The following is a 17,833-nucleotide window of genomic DNA, read 5'->3' on the forward strand; positions in this document are numbered from 1 at the left end:
CAGGCAAGACACGGAAATCACCACATGACCCGCACCATCCACCGTGAATTCGACAGCTTGCGTGTCGAAGGCGGTATTTTTCCAGGCGAGTTCCTCAATGCCGTGCGTGACCTCAAACTCAAGGGGCAGGGCAGTACTGACTACGGCCTCCACCGCACCCTTAAGCTGCGTGATGAGGTCAGTCGTTACTGGCGTATTGCCAAGGCTGAGTGGGAGGCTTTCAACGAGGCACGTCAGCGTCAGGACGCTGATCGTACGATGCTAGCCGTAGAGCGTTTTCTGGTGCCATTGTTGCAGCAGGTGTTTGCTTTCACAGATTTGCAGGCCTGCCGCCAGCCACGCTCTCTGGGCGAGCGGCGTTTTCCGCTCACGCACGAGGCGGGCTATGTTGAGCAGGATCCGGCCGACTCAGGGTTTGCCCTGGGAATGGGTGCCAGCAGCGAGCCCCGCCGCATTGCGCATATCCCGCTGGTGTTGACGGGGCCGGACTTCGATCTGGACAAGAGCCACCTCGCCTTCGGCGACGAGGGTCGTCGCCGCTCGCCGCAAGGGCTACTGCAGGAGTACCTCAACGCCAGCGGCGAGGCGCTGTGGGGCATCGTCAGCAACGGGCTGGTGTTGCGTATCCTGCGCGACAACCCGTCGATGACGCGCCCTGCCTTTGTCGAGGTAGATCTGGTTCGTCTGTTCGAAGACGACCTCTACTCGGACTTTGTTGCCCTATGGCTGACGCTGCATGCCAGCCGCTTTCTCGCCCAGAACGGTAAAGTCACCCAGTGCTGGCTGGAGCAGTGGTGTGAGCAGGCTGCGATTGAGGGCGAGCGCGCGCGCGATGACTTGCGTGCGGGTGTGGAGCAGGCGCTGAGGGCGCTTGGTGGTGGTTTTGTGGCTCATCCAGCCAATAAGGCGCTGCGAGAAGCGCTCTCTACTGGCCAGCTCAGTTCTAATGACTACTTCCAGCAGTTGCTGCGTCTGGTCTACCGCTTGCTGTTTTTGCTCACTGCCGAGGATCGCAATATTCTTCATGATCCTGCGACGGCCACACCGGAGGCCTGCCGCCTATACGCTCAGGGCTACAGCCTGAGTCTGCTTCGCGAGCGAGCGCGTAAGCGACGCTTGTATGACGACTACGCCGACCTCTGGCAAGCACTAAGCACCACCTTCGCGGCACTGCGTAATGGCCAGCCGTTGCTCGGTCTTCCAGCTCTTGGCGGACTTTTCGCGGGCGAGCAGTGTCAGGATCTAGAGTCCGCCCATCTCGGTAATAAGGCGCTGCTCGGCGCTATTCGTGCCGTTACTTGGGTGCAGCGCAAGAACGGTGCCACCCGTATCAACTACCGCGACATGGATACTGAAGAGCTAGGCTCGGTTTACGAGTCGCTGCTCGAGCTCATCCCACGTATCAATCCCGCCGCCTCGCCTTGGCAGTTTGGCTTTATCGGTGATGCCGAGGGCGAGAGTGACCAAGGCAATGCACGCAAGACCAGCGGTTCTTACTACACACCGGACAGCCTGGTGCAGGAGCTGATCCAGTCCGCGTTGTTGCCAGTGATCGACCAGCGTCTCAAGGCTAATCCCGAGCAGCCACGTGCTGCGCTGCTGTTAATCAAGATCTGCGACCCAGCCTGCGGTAGTGGCCACTTCCTGCTCGCCGCGGCCCGTCGTCTCGCGGCCAAAGTGGCTGAGTTGGACGCTCACGGCGATCAGTACACCGAAGCGCAGTACCGCCATGCATTACGTGAAGTGGTGTTGCACTGTATTCACGGCGTTGACCTTAATCCCATGGCCATTGAGCTGTGCAAAACGGCGCTGTGGCTGGAGGCGCTGGAGCCTGGTAAACCGCTGGGCTTCCTTGATGCGCATATACAGTGCGGTAACGCGCTGCTTGGTCTCAAGGATCTTAATGAGTTGGAAAAAGGTATTCCGAAAGATGCCTTCAAGGCGCTTTCTGGAGATGACAAGAGTGTCTGCAAGCAGCTCGCCAAGGAAAACAAGGATGGTCTCAAAGCTCTAGAGAAAGCCTTTGATCGCCAGCAAACCATCAGCCTCTCGTTGGAGTCTGCGGTTGGTTACAACGAGCTGCAAGCTCTCGATGCTTTGCCTGACGATACCCTGGCCGATATCGCCGCCAAGGATCAGGCTTACCGTGCTTACAAGCAGCAAGCTCAAGGCAGTCGTTTGCTGCACGCCGCCAATCTGCTGGTTGGTGCTTTCCTGCTCGAGAAGACGGAGGTATCGCAGGACATTATTCCCACCAGCAAGACGCTGTATCTTGAGCTGTTTAGCGAATCTCGTAGCACGCAGCATGAACAGCAGCTTGGTGCGGCAACTATGGCCTGTGAGGAAGCGCGGGTACTGCACTGGCCGCTGGTATTTCCGCAGGTATTCAGGGCTGGTGGCTTCGACTGCGTGCTGGGCAATCCGCCATGGGAGCGCATCAAGCTGCAGGAGGAGGAGTTTTTTGCTTCACGCAGTCAAATGGTCGCCAGTGCGGGGAATAAGGCTGAGCGTAGCCAGCGGATTGACTGGCTGTCGCAGGGGCTGCTGGCACAAAACCTATATCCGGGCCAAGTATCGAGCTTTGAAACTCGTGAGGCCGAGCAGCGGTTATATCGTGAGTTTATTGTTGCCCGCCGTACCGCCGAAGCTGCCAGTGTATTTGCCCATGTGAATGGCGAGGACGGTGGGCGCTTCCCGCTGACCGGTGTCGGCGATGTGAATACCTACGCGCTGTTCTCCGAGACGATCCGCCAGGTGATTGGCCCGATGGGACGTGCCGGGTTTATCGTTCCGTCCGGGCTGGCTACCGATAACACCACCAAGGCATTTTTTGGCGACCTGATCGAGCAACGGTCGCTCGAGAGCTTTTTCGAGTTCGAAAACGAAGGTTATTTCAAGGGCGCAGGCCAGGGGCATATGCTTCGCTTTGCCTTGACTACAGTACTGGGCTCCCAACAGCAGGCAGGCGCGACGCGCTTCCTGTTCCAGGGCAAGCAGCTTGATGAACTGCAGAATCCTGAGCGTGTATTCACGTTAACAGCTGAAGAAATCTTCCAGGTAAACCCCAATACCCGTACCTGCCCGATCTTCCGTTCGCGGATGGATGCGGATATTACCCGTGGTATATATGCACGGGTTCCAGTATTGGTGCGCGAAGCTGCCGCAGGGGAGGCGGAACTGAATCCTTGGGGTGTTCGCTTTATGGCGATGTTCCATATGGCGAACGACTCATATCGCTTCAAAAGTAAAGCGGGGCTTGAAGGTGAGTGGGAGGCTTTGGATGGAAATAAGCTCTGTCTAAACGACGATGTCTGGCTTCCCTTGTATGAGTCTAAGCTCATGCATATTTACACTCATCGATATGGTGACTTTTCTGATGCTGGCGGGCAGCGGGCACACATACTGCCTGATGTAGATGTTTTAAGGCTACGGAGTCCGGAATATCTGCCCTCGCCCTATTATTGGGTGCGTGATACTGATGTGGAGTCTAGAGCGAATGATTTCTCTTGGTCTAAAGAATGGTATTTCGCATTTCGTAAAATCACGGATTCACGAGCAAGTGCGAGGACGCTGATTTCTGCTGTTCTGCCATATGCAGGGGCAGGTGACAGTCTGAATATTTTGATGCCTCGGGATTTTAGTGATAGCCGGTTATATGCTGCTCTTTTGGGGAATCTTTCTAGTCTTGTGCTCGACTATGTCGTCAGGAATAAGGTTGGTGGCTTGAATCTTAATTATTTTGCAATGAGGCAGTTTCCAGTGATTTCGCCTTTTTCTTATGGTGAAGTTGATCTGGAATTTATTGTTCCAAGAGTTTTAGAACTTTCATATACGGCAGTGGACTTGAGGAAGTGGGCGGCTGATTTGGGGTATTCTGGTGCTCCATTCTCCTTCGATCCGGATCGTCGGTGCTGCCTGCAGGCTGAGCTAGATGCCTACTTTGCTTACTTGTATGGTCTGAATCGTTCTGAACTTGCATTTATCTTGGATCCAGAGTCTGCAAAGCCAGGCTATCCCTCCGAGACTTTTTCAGTGCTGAAACGCTATGAGATCCGTGAGTTCGGCGAGTATCGCACCAAGAACCTGGTGCTCGAGGCGTGGGACAAATTGGAGCAGGGCGAGCTGGTTTAAGGAGCGAACATGCTGACCCATCTGAAACTGGATAACTTCAAAATCTGGCGCTCCACCGGGGCCATGCGTCTGGCTCCGATCACCCTGCTGCTGGGTACTAACTCTTCAGGCAAGTCCAGCCTGATCCAAAGTCTATTGCTGATCCGCCAGACGGTGAAAGGTGACGACCCCAACCTAGATCTGAATCTCGGCAACCCTGATGAAGGTGACTCCGTCACGCTGGGGCAATTCAAGGATCTGCTGTGCCGTCATGGCGGTGAGTCTGAGGCGATCAAGGCCAATCAGGTCGGGGTCGAATTCAAGTGGAGCGAGTCCGGCCAGCCAGAAGAGGCAACCATCTTTTCCGCACGCTACCGGCAGGGGCCGGGTGGCAGTGCCGAGCTGGATTATCTGCGTCTTGGGAAGGATGGTCAGGGCTTTTTCGTGGCGCGGCGCAGGCCGGGCATCTACCGCTTGCAGTTGGGAGCGGAGCATCGCCCTGTGGGGCAAAGCCCGCACTTTCGGCCTCAGCGCTCCTTCGCCTTTGCAGCCTCGGCGATTGCCTCACTGGGCACGCGAGGCGAACTGATCAGGGATATTGGCCCCGCATTGCTGGATGAGCTGGGCAAGATCATCTATCTGGGGCCGGTTCGCCGCCTTGCCCAGCGCGATTACATCTGGGCAGGCCGTATGCCAGCTAGTATCGGCGATGATGGCGCGAGGGCCGTGGATGCACTGATTGCCAGTGGGGTGGCGTTACAAGCTGCACACAGGGGCAGAAAGGCCCCGCCAGCTGAGGCGCAACTCTTCCAGCAGACTATCCACTGGCTGAAGGAAATGGGGCTCGCCGATGGCCTTACCATTCGTGCGCTGGGTGGCTCGGCGCGTTATGAGCTGCTGATCGAGAATCAGGGCAACATGTCGAACCTCAAGGATGTAGGCGTAGGAGTATCGCAGGTTCTTCCGGTCATCGTGTCGGCTCTGTTTGCCGAGCCCGGACATATTGTGATCATCGAGGAACCAGAAAGTCATCTGCACCCGTTGGCGCAGTCCCTTTTGGCCGAACTGTTTGCCCAGATCAGCCGTGAGCGCAAGGTGCAGTTCATCGTCGAGACACACTCAGAGCACTTGTTCCGGCGTATGCAGACGCTTGTGGCAAAGCAGGAAATTAGTACAGTAGCCGAGGCAGCGATGTACTTCGTCGAGCGCGAACATAACTATGCAAGGTTACGTGAGTTGGAGCTTGATGCGTTTGGACGGGTAAGGAATTGGCCTGAAGGTTTCTTTGGTGATGCGTTGGGTGAGACACGCGAACAGGCACGACTGATGTTTGAGCGTCAGAAAGGTGCCAAATCATGAAAGATTTGAAAGCGCGTTATGTGGTCGATACCAATGTGCTGATCGCAGCGAGTGCTGCTGATCCGGTACATCCCAGTGACATTGACGCAACTCCTCAAGATCCGGCGCTGCGCATGGTGGTCTGGACCTGGCTGGACAGCTTTCAGCAGAGCGACTCCCGGTTGGTCCTAGATGGGGAGGGCCAAATTTATGAGGAGTACAATCACAAGCTGGGATTTAACGACTTCGGCATTCAGGTGGTGATGCACAAGTGGAGCACAGCCGCCGTGGACAATGTGACAGTGGAATACGATGAGAACGGTGGAGTCTTACCGCAATCCTTACAGGCCGTGGTACATGATTTAGCAGACAGGAAGATGGTGGCTGCTGCTTTGGCTTCACATGTAGCGTTCGGGGAGGGGTGTGTCGCTTTTGCTGGCGACACGGACTGGCATGACTGGGAAGTGGCGCTTCAGACCCATCAGATACTGCTTGATCCCATCATTGAAGACTGGTCGCGGCAGAAACATGCAGAAAAGCAGTTGCGATGACTGAGTTCTTTCGTTTCCCCCACACACCACATCTTGTCTGGTTGGGTGCAGATAAACCCCGCGACGACAAGGTGCTCGACGCAGCGGAGGCCAAGGTCCTGCTGGCGGGTAGCGTGGCGGTGGAGGAAAAGCTCGACGGGGCAAATTTGGGCCTCTCATTGGCGGACGACGGCCAACTGCGTGCACAGAATCGTGGCCAGTACCTACAGGAGCCGCATGCCGGGCAGTTCTCACGCCTGCCTGCCTGGCTGGCCCAGCATGGCAAAGCGATCCGCGTGGTTTTACGCCCCGAACTGCTGCTTTTCGGCGAGTGGTGTGCTGCTCGGCATTCACTGGATTACGGCACCTTGCCGGACTGGTTCCTGTTGTTCGATGTATATGACCGCCACGCCGGTAAGTTCTGGAGCACCACGCGGCGTAATACGCTGGCCGCCCAGGCTGGTTTGAAGATCGTGCCGCAGGTGTGTTCTGGGCGAACCAGTGTGAAGTCGCTACTTGAGCAGGTACAGATTTCGTCTAGTCATTTTCGTAGCGGCCCTTTGGAGGGGCTGGTTATCCGCCGCGAATCTGCCGACTGGTGCGAGGCTCGCGCCAAGATTGTCCGCGCCGACTTTACCCAGGCCATCGAACAGCATTGGCGTAAGCGTGCGATTGAGTGGAATCGGGTGGACTACAACGCGCAGTAGTACTTAACGTCAGGTGCGTCTGGTACCTGAATTCGCAGTTGCTTTTACAGGGAACGTCATGTCGACTTTCAACCCTCATCACAATGCAGCACCCATCTTTGCCGCCTTCGAGCAGTGGAAGCAAAACTGCCTGCTCGACGGTCAGACGCTTTTTGCTGTTGGCCCGCGCTGGACCAGTGATCTGCTTGGTGAGCTGCATTTGCGTTTCATCGACAGCCCCGATGAGACCTCGGCGGTCTTCTTGGAGAAGCTTAAAGGGCAGTTGGCTGATGCGTCGCCCGAGGCTATCCAACTGATGGCCGAGGTGCTCTGGGTGGTGATGTTGTTCCAAAGCAATGTAACGGCGACCAAGAAGCGCGAAAATATCAAGCAGGTATGGAGTTGGTCGGGGAGCGATTTTCCGCTCAGTAATACGCTGATGACAGACGAAACCCTTGAGGGGCTAGGCTCGGCAGGGCAGGGCTTTAATCGTTACCGGGCTGAAGAGCTGGCTTGGTTGATTCGAATGGTCAAGGCTTTTCATCAGTTACCGCGCGCTCAGCAAGAGGAGTATCTGAAGGAGCCTTGGCACTGTGCTGAATGGTTGGATGCTCAGCCATGGGGCGGCGGCCGGCAGATGCGGCATATTCTGCTTCATTTGTTGTTCCCGGGGACTTTCGAGCGGATTGCCAGCCCCAATGACAAAGCTAGCATCATATCTGCCTTCAAGACTTTGGCACTTCCTGAGGTGAAGGCATGGCCAGCGATTAAGCTCGACAGAGAGTTGCTGGAAATTCGGCAGGCCGAGGAGACCGCAGCAGGTAGTGAAGTGGACTTTTATACAAGCCCTTGGGCAGATCGTTGGCGCCTGGCAAAGCCTGAAACTGAACAGCCGCCTTCGGGTAAGCCATTGCTGGTCGAGGAACCGCGGAATCTGATCTTTTATGGCCCTCCTGGTACCGGTAAGACTCATAGCCTGAAAGCGCGCCTATCCAAGTATGAAGACAGTTCGAGCACGCTGACGGAGACCGAGTGGCTCCTTTCTAACTTAGTGGATGTGGTCTGGTGGCAGGTGATTTTCATGGCCCTTCACGCCCTGGGGGGCAAAGCGAAAGTTAGTCAGTTGATGGGCCATCGCTATTTTGTCGCTAAGGCGAAGTCTCGCAGTAGCAACAGTAACCTGCGCGCGACTTGCTGGGAGGCATTGCAGAGTCATACAGTTCTCGACTCAGCGACCGTTCAACGCGATACGGCAGCCCGGAGGGCTCCGCATGTGTTCGATAAGGACGAGGAAGGGAGATGGTTTCTTGCAGGGGACTGGAAGGAGAGTTGCGCTGAGTGGATCGAGCATTCGGAGCTGATCAAGAAAGGCCCGAAGTCGTCCAATCAGCATTTGGTTAAGCGCTACGAGTTCGTCACTTTCCATCAGTCCTATAGCTACGAAGATTTCATTGAGGGTATACGTCCTGAACCGTCCGCTGACGGTCAGGGTGTTATTTATGCAGTGAAGCCAGGCGTGTTCAAGCGGCTGTGTGAACGGGCCAGGCTGAATCCGCAGCATCGCTATGCCATCTTCATCGACGAGATCAACCGCGGCAATGTGGCGAAGATCCTGGGTGAGCTGATCACGCTAATTGAGGTGGACAAGCGCGCCCACTATGACATCGAAGGCCGACTGTTGGATGGCATGGAGCTGACTCTGCCTTACTCCGGGGAGCATTTCGGAGTACCACGCAACCTAGATATCTACGGCAGCATGAATACGGCGGACCGTTCGATTGCGCTACTGGATGCGGCCTTGCGCCGACGCTTCCAATTCCGTGAGCTGATGCCTGATTCGCTGGTGATTTCAGGGGCACAGGGGGATGGGTATATCCCGGATGGCGAGGGTGGTGTGCTGAACCTGCGCGCGTTGTTGGATACGCTGAACCGTCGTATCGCTTATTTGCTGCACCGGGATCAAACAATCGGTCATGCCTTCCTTACTCGAGTGAGCGACATGGAAGGGTTGCGCAGTGTGCTGTGCCGCGAAGTCATTCCGCTATTGCAAGAAGTCTTCTACAACGACTGGCAGCGCATTCGGCTGATATTCGGGGATGTAAAGGCTCCGCTTGAAATGCAGATCGTCCGCGAATTCAGTGACTTGGCGAGCGATATCTTCGGCGAGCTGGAGGATGACCTTCCCGAGTCGCAGCGCTACGAGGTGTGTTCACCAGGTGAGATCAGTCCAGAGGCCATCCGAAAGATCTATGAGCTCCTGGCATGACGTTATTGCAGGTTCTCGAGCACGAGTGGCTACCCATTCGAGCCGGAGGCGGTCAGTCTCTGAGCTTGCAACAAGCGGTATTGCTCGAACAGCTTGCTGCTTCCTTGCCAGCCAAGGCGCTTGAGTGGCGGCGGACAGCGGTGAAATTCACCCAGTTTTGCGGGGTGATCCAGCTCGGTGAGCTAATCATCGAGGTACTACCGAAGATCGCTCGCCACGAGCGTGACGCGCAGTTGTGCCGGCAGATTCTAGTACGCCTGCTGCAGCTAACCGGTTCGTTGTCGCCGCCCAGTATCGGAGAGGCTTCACTGGGCCAACAAAGACATGCTCTGTTGGATGTGTTCATTGAACACTTTCGCGGCATGATCGCTCAGCAGATGCAGCTCGGACTGATTCGTCGATATGTGCCGAGACAAGATGAACTCAGCACCGTACGCGGACGAATTGATTTGGTCAGGCAGGTGCGGCTGAATGCCTTCACACCGCAGCGAGTACATTGCCGTTTTGATGAGTTCGATATCGACACCCCATACAACCAGGTGCTACGCCATGTGCTAGGTCTGCTGTTGCGGCGCACCCAGCATCCCGGTATCAAGCGTGGCATCAATGAGCTGCTGATACACCTTGCGGCGGTTTCGGATCGCAATTTCACGTCTGAGGCAGTTGAGGGGCTGGCGTTCGATCGGCTCAATCAGCGTTGGCAGCCCGTATTCCAGCGTTGTGGGGACTTTCTACGTGCACTGCACCCTAATGTGACTGCCGGCGGTATGCCGGCGCTGGCCCTGCTGTTCGATATGAACCGTTTGTTTGAAGGCTATGTTACCTGGCGGATGCGCCGCACCTTCAAGGATCATCACATCCAGGCTCAGGGGCCACGTCGCCATCTTGCGGTCAATGAGGTAGGGCGTGAGGTGTTCCAATTGCGCCCAGATATCTCGGTGCTCCATGGAACGCAGGTGGTCGCTATTGCAGATGCCAAGTGGAAAATCCTTAATCTCAAAGAGCGCAAGCTGGGTATTTCATCAGCCGACCTGTATCAGTTGGTCAGCTACGCCCAGCGCTACCAATGTCAGCGGCTGGCGCTGATCTATCCGGCGATGGAAGGCGTCAGTCCAGGGGTGCGTGACAAGCTATCGATCCAAGGCACGGATGTGCAACTGGTGATCTGCAGCGTTGATTTGGCTGGGGTACTTACTAGGCGCGATGCTGTTTTCGAGTGCTTGCACGGGTGGTTAGCAGAAGGCTGAAGTGACGCGGCTGGCGCTGCTGTTCAATGAAGGTCTTTCATCGTGCTCACCTGTAGGCATAAAGCTGGCGAGAGTATGATGATGGCTTGGTCCGTGGGTTGAGCGTTTTGAGTCCGGTGTATAGTGCGCTGAGGTTTTTTAATCTGTCCTCAGAGAGCGAGCAACGTGAGTTTTTAGCAGTGAACACAATCGCGGTAACCTGGCCTTTGATTCGCGGCTTGACTGGGTTGAACACACCCGATATGAGAAGGGCACTGGTCGTGGCAGTTGGTTCCAATGCGGTCGCTGTGAAGCCTGGTTCCATGCAACGCATTCGAGGCAGCTATTCAATATCTGCATGACTATATCCATTACGCGATGCGTATCTGGTCAAAGTTGGGCATGCGGATTATGAGTTGGGATAATGAGCCAAGTGCAAACTGTGTAAACACGCAAGGCGTGTTTACTGATCCCTTACTTTCTAGCCTATTACTGACCGATTCAACAACGTCCTGCAGCCTTGAGTTTTATGAGCCGCCTCAGGCTTGGGCATAAACTTACGTTCTCACATCCGATCAGCCCTTGAATCCAGTCGAATTGGTTTTCTCGAACTTGCATTCTGGCGTTTTTCAATGCCTGAAGCGTTGCCTTAGCTAGCGCTTCATCTCCGAGTGAAATCCGCACAGGTTCATAGGCGAGAATATCCACCGTCGTAATCAGGCGTAGATTTTCAAAGCGTTCAGAGGAGATCTTGGTTGCTTTTTTTTCATCAATACCAGCAGTGAAACCGTTGCAATGTGCAAGCGCGAGTGTCGCGGCTTCTCCGTCTCCTAGCGAGGCCGCCGTGGATCCGGATACCAAGTCGAAGAAGTGCTCTAATGCAATGCCAGAAAGCTCTTCTCTCTTTAAAATTTGATTATGGATTAGCTCCAAAAGCTGTTTCGGCTCAGGCCGGCCGTTTGCTGCCCCTAGCTCAATCTCCCGTATTACATTGTCGGTGACAACAATAGGAGTCGGAACTGCTTGCAGGATTGCGCTTGCATGATCGGTCGCCAGCAAGTTTATGATGACACTGGCGTCAAGAACGAGAATGCTTTCTTGATCAGTGAGGCAGCTTGAAAAGGTCATCAACTTCATCCTCTTCTGCCTCATCAAGCAAATCGCGTACTTTCGCCCGATCGAGCTTAAGCAAATCCGACATTTGCCCTTCGCTGATTAGATCCTTCTTCCAGGCATCGATAGCTAACAAAAAAAGCCTCGTTGATTGCGCGCCTTCCATAGGCGTGGAATCGTGAGCTATCGAGCCTAGTACCTGCTGGGCTTGGTCGTCGGTTATACCGCCATTATCCATGAACCAATCCCAAGTTCCCTTTTTCGTCAGTTCCAATTCTTCAAGCCTCATCACCATCGCCTGGCGTGAAACGCCAAAGAAACTAGCGAGCAGGATGATGTGCCGACGAGTGAGGTGGGTTGATCCAATAGTCACTTCCTTGAACTTTTCCATGACGGTACGGGCTGGCGTTAGAAACGCGCTTCCGAAAGCGTTCGCGTAACGCTCTTCACGCGAGTTCTCATATTTTTCGGCTTGATAAATTTCGGGCTGACGCCGCGTCGCTATAAAGTGCCCGAGCTCGTGGGCGCCAGTCTGAGTTTGACGATCCTTCCGATGTACTGCATTTATTAGCATACAGGCGCCAACGGCGTCGTCATAGGCAAACAGCCCAGACACTTTCGATTCAAGTCTCCGGCTATAGACACGAATTCCAAGTTGCATCTCTATGAGCGAAAACAGATCCTGAATCGGGCTCTCGCCGAGCCCTAGCCAGCTTCGGAGGCTATGTGCATCGTGCTCTGCTTGTTTGCGTACATCGCCAGGTAAGATGCTTTTTTCGGTCGGATAATTCGAGGTTTTCCGAACGCCTAAAATATTCTCAAGTTCTACTTCCGCCCTGACGAGATCATTCAGCATCCGAGCAGCTTGCTCGATGCCGGCATCACCAGTGTCTGGGAGTGAGCGGAAACGAGGAACAAGATCCACATGGACCGCTTCTCGGCGTAGCAAAGAGTTAGCGGATACTCCATAACAGCGACTAAGCATCTGGATCTCGTCAAGCCTTGCAGAGCGCTGCCCTTTTTCAATGGCCACGAGAGTGGTTCGAGCAAAGCCAATTGCTTTGGCCGCTGCGTCTTGGGTCAAGGCCGCGGTTTCGCGCGCGACCTTCAGTCGTTCACCCAGTTCAGCTGGGTTCAGTTCAAAATCTGGTTTGGTCATGATGCGCCATCTATCCACTTCCTCACGAACGACTCTGATCTCATATCGCTCGTGAACGCTGACCATTCCCTGGCATGTTGCTGCAAGAGCCTGTCAAGGTTCTGCGCCACGGCATGTGGCGACTCGGCCAGAGCTCGAGCCAGTTCGCTCGTTCTGCGGCGTTTGATCAGTTCGTACTGCGAAGATTCCCGAATCGAAGAAAGGTGCTCGAAATGAAGTACCCCTGCGATAGCGTATTGTCGCAAGGCTTCGGTAAAACTGGTGAATTCTTTTGCTGCGCCTGTCTTCCAGGTCGGACTATCTAGGGATTCCCACACATAATTCGTTGGGGGTTCCTCCAATCCAGCAGCGTGAACGCTAAGGCGGCGAAGCATGCACGCGGCGCATATGCCGCACTGTCTTCTTGCGCCTGAAACGGCTACTTGTCGGGATTGCTGCCAGCACGACCTGGTCGTTACCCAATCCGCGCTAGTGCCACAGGTTTCGACATACTCGCGCAGGGTCTCGCCTTTCGTCATCCAGAGCCTGGGGAAGGTGTACTGGAATCGATAATCAAGAAGTGCTTCGATAAAGCACTCCATCAGCTTGGTGAAGACAGGGTGATTTCGATAATCCTCATACCCATGCGCAACAGGAAGGAGCACAGGTGCAAGTGCACCTTGTCCGCTTTCGGGGATGATGGCCATTGGTGCATCGATCAGGTACGCCGCAATTGCGGATATGATGCTGAACTTGAATCCGCGACTGCGTGCACTTCTCTCGGCGCTTCTCGCATCATCAAGTTTGACTGAATAAGGAATGGCCGTGAATGGAATCCTCTGACGTTCCTTCTTTGAAATATCGTGTTGTTTGTTCCCTATTCGAAGACGAATAAGGCGTTTACCTAGGCGCTTGCTCTCAAGCTCAGAGACCGCCCGTGAGTCCATTCCATCACTGAAGGCAATGACCGCCTCTGCATCGGAAGGGAAAGCTATTTGGCCTTGCGGCGGTCTCTGTGCAACTTGTTTTCGAGGTCGAAAGTTGAAATGCCAGTCGTCGCCGGTCAGGAGGTTCAGTGCGTTGACGAGCGCTCGATCTACCTTGTTACTCGACCACTGCTCAACGTCGTGAACTGGCACATGCACGATGAAGCGCCTACCCCAACTCATGGAACTCCGGACAAGGAAGCGATCACAAAACTCAACTGCAGCGGCTATGAGTAATGCGTCATGCGTCACGGGCTCCCATTTGTCATGGGATGAGAAGGTCGCGAGAGCCTCAAGGTCGAATTCGATGTTCTTCTCGATGTAACACGGGATCACACCGTTTCTTTTGCGGGCTCCAGGTTCAAGTATATCTACAGCTATTTCCTTAGGCGGCAAAGTGTTCATCACAACGATACCCCGTCATCAAGACCTTCCATCTTCCTAGGGGGGAGGATTCGAGTGGGCTCTTGGCCCACAAGATCCAGACCGAGTTGGGTACTCGATAGAGTAGAAATGGCATTCTGGAGTCTCTTGCTCACGTGCTCTGCTCTTTGCTCATTCGAGTCGCGAAGGTAGTGTTCTTCGATCGACCGTATGTTTGCGTGGCATCGGTCTTTGGCGGCGAGGCCTACCGCCTCATGGAATGCTTCAATTCCAAATTTGCCTTCATGGATAAGGGTGATGCTCCATTCCACAAGATTCGTTCCAAAAACGGAGGCTGCTGCTAGGGCTTTAGCATTTTCAAGTTGATCCAGCGCAAGTTCCGGCATTTCCAGAGAGTTATCACAGCCGGTAAAGACTGCTTTCAAGGCTTCCATTAGATGCCACGAGACCTCCATTTTGAAGTCACTGGCAACTGCTTGCGCCGTAGCCTCAGCTATCTGGGAGGCATCGTAGGTATCTTGGTCCGCACGCTTTGCCAGTTCTTTCCATGGCTTTCGCAGCTTCAAGCTTCTATGTGGCCCATCGCTCATTTCGCCCAGCCCCCAGTGAATACCGGTTTTGACATTGTCAGATATTAGTACTAAAAATCTGACAATGTCAAAGTCGTAATCAGAAAGAACGGGGTAAGCGATCGGGTATCCCGGTCTTGCATAACTAAATCGGTTGTCAACGATGCGGGAGCAGCTCCCCAATTTTCACTCACCAGCTGCGTGGGCGGGCGAATAGGGAATTACGTCACCCAAATAAATTGCATATTTGAGTTGTATTTTGCATTTTTAAATGCAATTGTATTTGCGGTTGTTAATTGCATTTTGCAATGCGCGCACTAGGAGCTTCCATGGTTATCTCCCTCATGCTTACCCCCGAGCTCGCTGCCTGGGCACAAAAACAGCCCGACGTATCGGCAACGATTCTAGCTTTGTTGCAAGCGCACGTGAAAAGTACGGATACCCCTGCAGATCGCGCCGCCGCCGTCCTAAAAGAAAACGTCCTGAAATTGCCCGAGGACATGGAGTTCGAGATACCTCAGATCATCGGCCAAGAGGTCTGGCAGACCCTTGATCGCTCAAGCCGGGTGACTTTTGGTAAGCAGGTAAAACGTGAAGCAGCGGATTTCGGATTGGAATTCATCCGCACCACGGCTTCCCGTCATGCAGTGTACAAAAAAAGGGTCGTTGCAGGCTGACGACTCAACCTGCAGGCAACGTCGAGTAGCACAATTAAAGTGCTTGGAACGCTAGATATGGGGGCTCTATGAAGACTTGGGGAATGCGTAGCAATTTCGACTACGAGGGCACGGTACTGACCGGTACTACTATCACCTATGGCAAAAATAGAAAGATCCATGTCAGTGCCGAGCAGTATGCGGCACTGAGAAATACCTTCCTTAACCGTGCGGTGCCTATTGGTGCATCTCGGACAAGCGCCGATGCTGACAGTATTGGTGCCTGGCTTCAGGCGAATATCACCTCGGTGGCGATCGCTTCTTATGTGGGGCCTATTTTGCTTGAGGGGTATGCGGAGCGGGTCGGCGATACGCATATCCGCATCGTGCGTTAACCGCGTAGGAATAGCTTGTTATCTGCGCCACAGGCTCTAGCCCTTCCTGATGGCGGTCAGATCGATCATCAGGCAATCCGCCCCAGCCTGCGTAAAAGTCATAACACAACTCACTGGGCGGATGCCTGAAAGCTCATCATTGGAATCTGAAATATTCTGGGTACACGATGTTCAGGTAGGCCTTGCAGACGCCCGAGATGTAATCGTGGGCTTGCTCAATGGTCATGACGGCTACAGTGTTTTTCTTGTCGCCAACCGGCTGAAGACCGTGGCGAGCATCGTAGCCAACGAGTGAGAAATTGTTCGCGTTGTTGGTGAATCGCCCCCTCGATGCTTTTGTACCAGGAATGGTCTTCTCTTTCAGCTCTGCGTGGGTCTCCATCGTCTCCAGCAGCTTGTAATAGTTAGACCAACTTGGCTCAAAGCCTAGGTACTTCAGCATCATGTAGACGTCCTCGTTCTCCGTCGCCAGGATCAGCAATGCTAGGCGTGGAGATGTCTGCATCGCTTTGCTCAGATGCTCAGTCCATCTCCGCGGTGACATGGGTGGCCTTCCTAACAGTGAGATCACCCGAGCTTGCTCTCTGAACCGAACTGGCTTTCCGCAGAAGTTAATGCCGCGAATGACCTGCTTCCTTGACCGAATCCCGAACAGCTCACTTGCGCCGTTGAGCAGGCTCACGAGTTCGTAGGCCAACTGCCAGATTACCTCGGGGTCATGCTGGCCTTCGAAGTACAGCGAGTTAAAACTGTACCTATCGCTCGGGCAGTCATGCCAGTCATCTACGCCACCCCAGATCCTGAAGTAGTCCGGCGTTCCGCCACCCCGAGTCAATCCGTAGAGGTCCTGAGCATTGCCGGCCAGCTCGACTTCCCAATCTGCCTGTTTGAAGGGGCTGTCGTAGCCTGCTTTGAAATCCGCATAGGCTTCACTCTCTGCATCCAACCCGCTGAAGGTGGCGAAGGGGACGTCATTGGCAGCAGCCTCTTGGCCTGCCTTGAACCGCTCTTCAGCAGCGTCCTTTGCTTCAGCTTTCGTCATCCGTACGCCGTCACGCTCTACGGTTTCTTCTGCATGGCCACTGCCAGTGAGGGTGGTAGTTTGTGTAAGGTCCATCGTGCCACCAGATCTAAAATCCGCGCATGCGCGGAAAACCATATTGGGATGTGAGGAAAGGGGCGGGCGAGCGGCCGCCCCGAATGACCTTCGATGTTACTGACGTTTGAACAACCTGTGCCCGCTATAGGCTCCGAGCGCGACGCCTACTACGCGCCCCGCCCCGCCGCCTGTTCGATTAGCGTTTGCCAGTTTCGCGCTTCCTTCCTGTCCGCTGCTAAGGGCAGTTGAATCCACTGGGAATGCTGACCGGTACCCTGCAACTGCACGTGCAAGATAAAGGGTAAGCGTCCGTCCATTACATCCTGCGTGGTTACCTCAATGAGCACCGGATCCCATCGATGCTCGTTGATGATTCGATTTTTCAACGGTACAACCAAGACTGTAGCCCCTCCAGATTGGCCACCACGATCTGCTGCGCCGTCGCTTTTGAATGTACCTTGGTCGGGTCGATCTGGTAGCGCTGCAGTACGTACTGCACCAAAGGACCTCGCGTCTCGACGACGAGTTGCCCGTTCTGCATGCCGTAGTCGGCCTCGATGATGCTTCTCTGCTCCGGTTTCAGTCTAGAGTCTGGCACGATGATCACCGACACAAGTGTCTGCCAGTCCTGATCGTGTTCGCGGTGCTGCTCAGATTGATCATCCATTAACTCTGGGATGCCTCGAAAGCGGCTGAGGACGAAATCCCGATAATCGCGGTTCTTCTCACAGTAGGCACGTACGTGCCAGCGTATACCGGTATAGATCAACGTATGCGGGGATATCAGGCGGATCTCGCCGTTGGGTGTGGTGAACGAAACGTAGTCGCACTCTAGACGCAGGTTTTCGCGGCAGGCCTTCAGTAGCGGTCGGAGGACTTCGGGTCGAACCGAGCGGTCTGGTACGCCGAGCACTTCTGTGTGCGCGTAGGCCAATGCCAACCCGTCTATGTGAGGTGCGCGGTCGTGGTTCTGGTTCACTAGATGAAGGTAGGCGCTGGCGCTGTCGTCTATGAAGAGTGGTTTGAAATGCCTGCTGGGTACGTATCCCTTCAAATGCTTGTCATATTCAAGGTTCTTTGGCGCGTGCTCGGCGATGTAGGTATTGATGTCCTTCGAGGCTTGCTGGCGGCTGATACCGAAACTCTGCATCAGGTGATTGGTGGTCAAGCGGCCCTCCCACCAGGCAACGGTCTCGATCAGGCGGTAGCGCAGAGCCAGATCCCAGCGTACGTATTCGATTGCTTGCTTGCGTTTCATGGCCTCTCCATCTGCTCGAAAACTTTACCTGTATAGGTAAACACCCTAGATATGTCCTCTAACGTTACATATCGTGACC

14 protein-coding genes are annotated in these 17,833 nt (G+C 54.5%); 8 read left to right on the plus strand and 6 right to left on the minus strand.

Annotated features, from left to right (window positions below; all coding sequences use genetic code 11):
* The first annotated feature begins 24 nt into the window (after positions 1–24).
* From ACZZ0G_RS15690 to ACZZ0G_RS15715, 6 genes are read left to right on the plus strand one after another with little or no spacing between them, the layout of a single operon-like run.
* Positions 25–4,131 (plus strand): Eco57I restriction-modification methylase domain-containing protein, encoded by a 4,107-nt coding sequence (locus tag ACZZ0G_RS15690; RefSeq protein ID WP_463556746.1) that lies wholly within the window; start codon positions 25–27, stop codon positions 4,129–4,131.
* Between the two features lie 9 nt (positions 4,132–4,140).
* Positions 4,141–5,469 (plus strand): AAA family ATPase, encoded by a 1,329-nt coding sequence (locus tag ACZZ0G_RS15695; protein WP_463556747.1) that lies wholly within the window; start codon positions 4,141–4,143, stop codon positions 5,467–5,469.
* The gene (locus ACZZ0G_RS15700) at positions 5,466–5,999 is read left to right on the plus strand and encodes a hypothetical protein (protein ID WP_108118923.1); all 534 of its coding nucleotides are present in this window, start codon (positions 5,466–5,468) and stop codon (positions 5,997–5,999) included. The genes ACZZ0G_RS15695 and ACZZ0G_RS15700 overlap by 4 nt, the downstream gene beginning before the upstream one ends.
* Positions 5,996–6,685, plus strand: a complete 690-nt coding sequence (locus ACZZ0G_RS15705) for an RNA ligase family protein (protein ID WP_463556748.1) — start codon at positions 5,996–5,998, stop codon at positions 6,683–6,685. The genes ACZZ0G_RS15700 and ACZZ0G_RS15705 overlap by 4 nt, the downstream gene beginning before the upstream one ends.
* Positions 6,686–6,743: 58 nt before the next feature.
* Positions 6,744–8,930, plus strand: a complete 2,187-nt coding sequence (locus tag ACZZ0G_RS15710; RefSeq protein ID WP_463556750.1) for an McrB family protein — start codon at positions 6,744–6,746, stop codon at positions 8,928–8,930.
* Entirely contained in the window at positions 8,927–10,177 is a 1,251-nt protein-coding gene (locus tag ACZZ0G_RS15715) for a 5-methylcytosine restriction system specificity protein McrC (protein WP_108118920.1), read from the plus strand. The genes ACZZ0G_RS15710 and ACZZ0G_RS15715 overlap by 4 nt, the downstream gene beginning before the upstream one ends.
* 480 nt (positions 10,178–10,657) lie before the next feature.
* On the opposite strand, the gene ACZZ0G_RS15720 is transcribed toward ACZZ0G_RS15715, so the two are convergent.
* Genes ACZZ0G_RS15720 through ACZZ0G_RS15735 form a run of 4 tightly spaced genes read right to left on the minus strand, consistent with a single transcriptional unit; the run spans position 10,658 to position 14,367 of the window.
* Positions 10,658–11,284 (minus strand): hypothetical protein, encoded by a 627-nt coding sequence (locus tag ACZZ0G_RS15720; protein WP_463556751.1) that lies wholly within the window; start codon positions 11,282–11,284, stop codon positions 10,658–10,660.
* Positions 11,259–12,428 carry an XRE family transcriptional regulator gene (locus ACZZ0G_RS15725; protein ID WP_122469367.1) on the minus strand — a complete coding sequence of 390 codons (1,170 nt, stop codon included), beginning with the start codon at positions 12,426–12,428 and terminating at the stop codon, positions 11,259–11,261. Before ACZZ0G_RS15725 ends, ACZZ0G_RS15720 begins: the two co-directional genes overlap by 26 nt.
* Positions 12,425–13,798: a 7-cyano-7-deazaguanine synthase gene (locus tag ACZZ0G_RS15730; protein ID WP_463556752.1), complete on the minus strand. Its 1,374-nt coding sequence runs from the start codon at positions 13,796–13,798 to the stop codon at positions 12,425–12,427. Before ACZZ0G_RS15730 ends, ACZZ0G_RS15725 begins: the two co-directional genes overlap by 4 nt.
* A complete protein-coding gene (locus ACZZ0G_RS15735; protein ID WP_463556753.1) occupies positions 13,798–14,367 on the minus strand; it encodes a hypothetical protein in 570 nt (189 codons plus the stop codon). Before ACZZ0G_RS15735 ends, ACZZ0G_RS15730 begins: the two co-directional genes overlap by 1 nt.
* 308 nt (positions 14,368–14,675) lie before the next feature.
* Between ACZZ0G_RS15735 and ACZZ0G_RS15740 the strand changes: the two genes are divergently transcribed.
* Both ACZZ0G_RS15740 and ACZZ0G_RS15745 read left to right on the plus strand, forming a co-directional pair.
* Positions 14,676–15,023 (plus strand): DUF1413 domain-containing protein, encoded by a 348-nt coding sequence (locus tag ACZZ0G_RS15740; protein WP_463556754.1) that lies wholly within the window; start codon positions 14,676–14,678, stop codon positions 15,021–15,023.
* Positions 15,024–15,106: 83 nt separating this feature from the next.
* Positions 15,107–15,397, plus strand: a complete 291-nt coding sequence (locus ACZZ0G_RS15745; RefSeq protein WP_463556755.1) for a hypothetical protein — start codon at positions 15,107–15,109, stop codon at positions 15,395–15,397.
* Positions 15,398–15,533: 136 nt separating this feature from the next.
* Here ACZZ0G_RS15745 and ACZZ0G_RS15750 read toward each other — a convergent pair whose 3' ends face one another.
* Together ACZZ0G_RS15750 and ACZZ0G_RS15755 are read right to left on the minus strand one after the other, a co-directional pair.
* On the minus strand, positions 15,534–16,514 hold the full coding sequence (locus ACZZ0G_RS15750) for a hypothetical protein (protein WP_463556756.1): 981 nt from the start codon (positions 16,512–16,514) through the stop codon (positions 15,534–15,536).
* A gap of 364 nt (positions 16,515–16,878) precedes the next feature.
* On the minus strand, positions 16,879–17,754 hold the full coding sequence (locus ACZZ0G_RS15755) for a helix-turn-helix transcriptional regulator (protein ID WP_463556757.1): 876 nt from the start codon (positions 17,752–17,754) through the stop codon (positions 16,879–16,881).
* Positions 17,755–17,833 lie beyond the last annotated feature (79 nt).

The organism is Pseudomonas sp. AC169 (genome assembly GCF_979258515.1).

Bases quoted from the DNA above. Each gene is read 5' to 3' on its own strand.
- ACZZ0G_RS15755 (WP_463556757.1), bottom strand. From the start codon at position 17,754: ATGAAACGCAAGCAAGCAATCGAATACGTACGCTGGGATCTGGCTCTG.
- ACZZ0G_RS15735 (WP_463556753.1), bottom strand. From the start codon at position 14,367: ATGAGCGATGGGCCACATAGAAGCTTGAAGCTGCGAAAGCCATGGAAA.
- ACZZ0G_RS15705 (WP_463556748.1), top strand. From the start codon at position 5,996: ATGACTGAGTTCTTTCGTTTCCCCCACACACCACATCTTGTCTGGTTG.
- ACZZ0G_RS15710 (WP_463556750.1), top strand. From the start codon at position 6,744: ATGTCGACTTTCAACCCTCATCACAATGCAGCACCCATCTTTGCCGCC.
- ACZZ0G_RS15700 (WP_108118923.1), top strand. From the start codon at position 5,466: ATGAAAGATTTGAAAGCGCGTTATGTGGTCGATACCAATGTGCTGATC.
- ACZZ0G_RS15745 (WP_463556755.1), top strand. From the start codon at position 15,107: ATGCGTAGCAATTTCGACTACGAGGGCACGGTACTGACCGGTACTACT.
- ACZZ0G_RS15740 (WP_463556754.1), top strand. From the start codon at position 14,676: ATGGTTATCTCCCTCATGCTTACCCCCGAGCTCGCTGCCTGGGCACAA.
- ACZZ0G_RS15720 (WP_463556751.1), bottom strand. From the start codon at position 11,284: ATGACCTTTTCAAGCTGCCTCACTGATCAAGAAAGCATTCTCGTTCTT.
- ACZZ0G_RS15730 (WP_463556752.1), bottom strand. From the start codon at position 13,798: ATGAACACTTTGCCGCCTAAGGAAATAGCTGTAGATATACTTGAACCT.
- ACZZ0G_RS15695 (WP_463556747.1), top strand. From the start codon at position 4,141: ATGCTGACCCATCTGAAACTGGATAACTTCAAAATCTGGCGCTCCACC.
- ACZZ0G_RS15750 (WP_463556756.1), bottom strand. From the start codon at position 16,514: ATGGACCTTACACAAACTACCACCCTCACTGGCAGTGGCCATGCAGAA.
- ACZZ0G_RS15690 (WP_463556746.1), top strand. From the start codon at position 25: ATGACCCGCACCATCCACCGTGAATTCGACAGCTTGCGTGTCGAAGGC.
- ACZZ0G_RS15725 (WP_122469367.1), bottom strand. From the start codon at position 12,428: ATGACCAAACCAGATTTTGAACTGAACCCAGCTGAACTGGGTGAACGA.
- ACZZ0G_RS15715 (WP_108118920.1), top strand. From the start codon at position 8,927: ATGACGTTATTGCAGGTTCTCGAGCACGAGTGGCTACCCATTCGAGCC.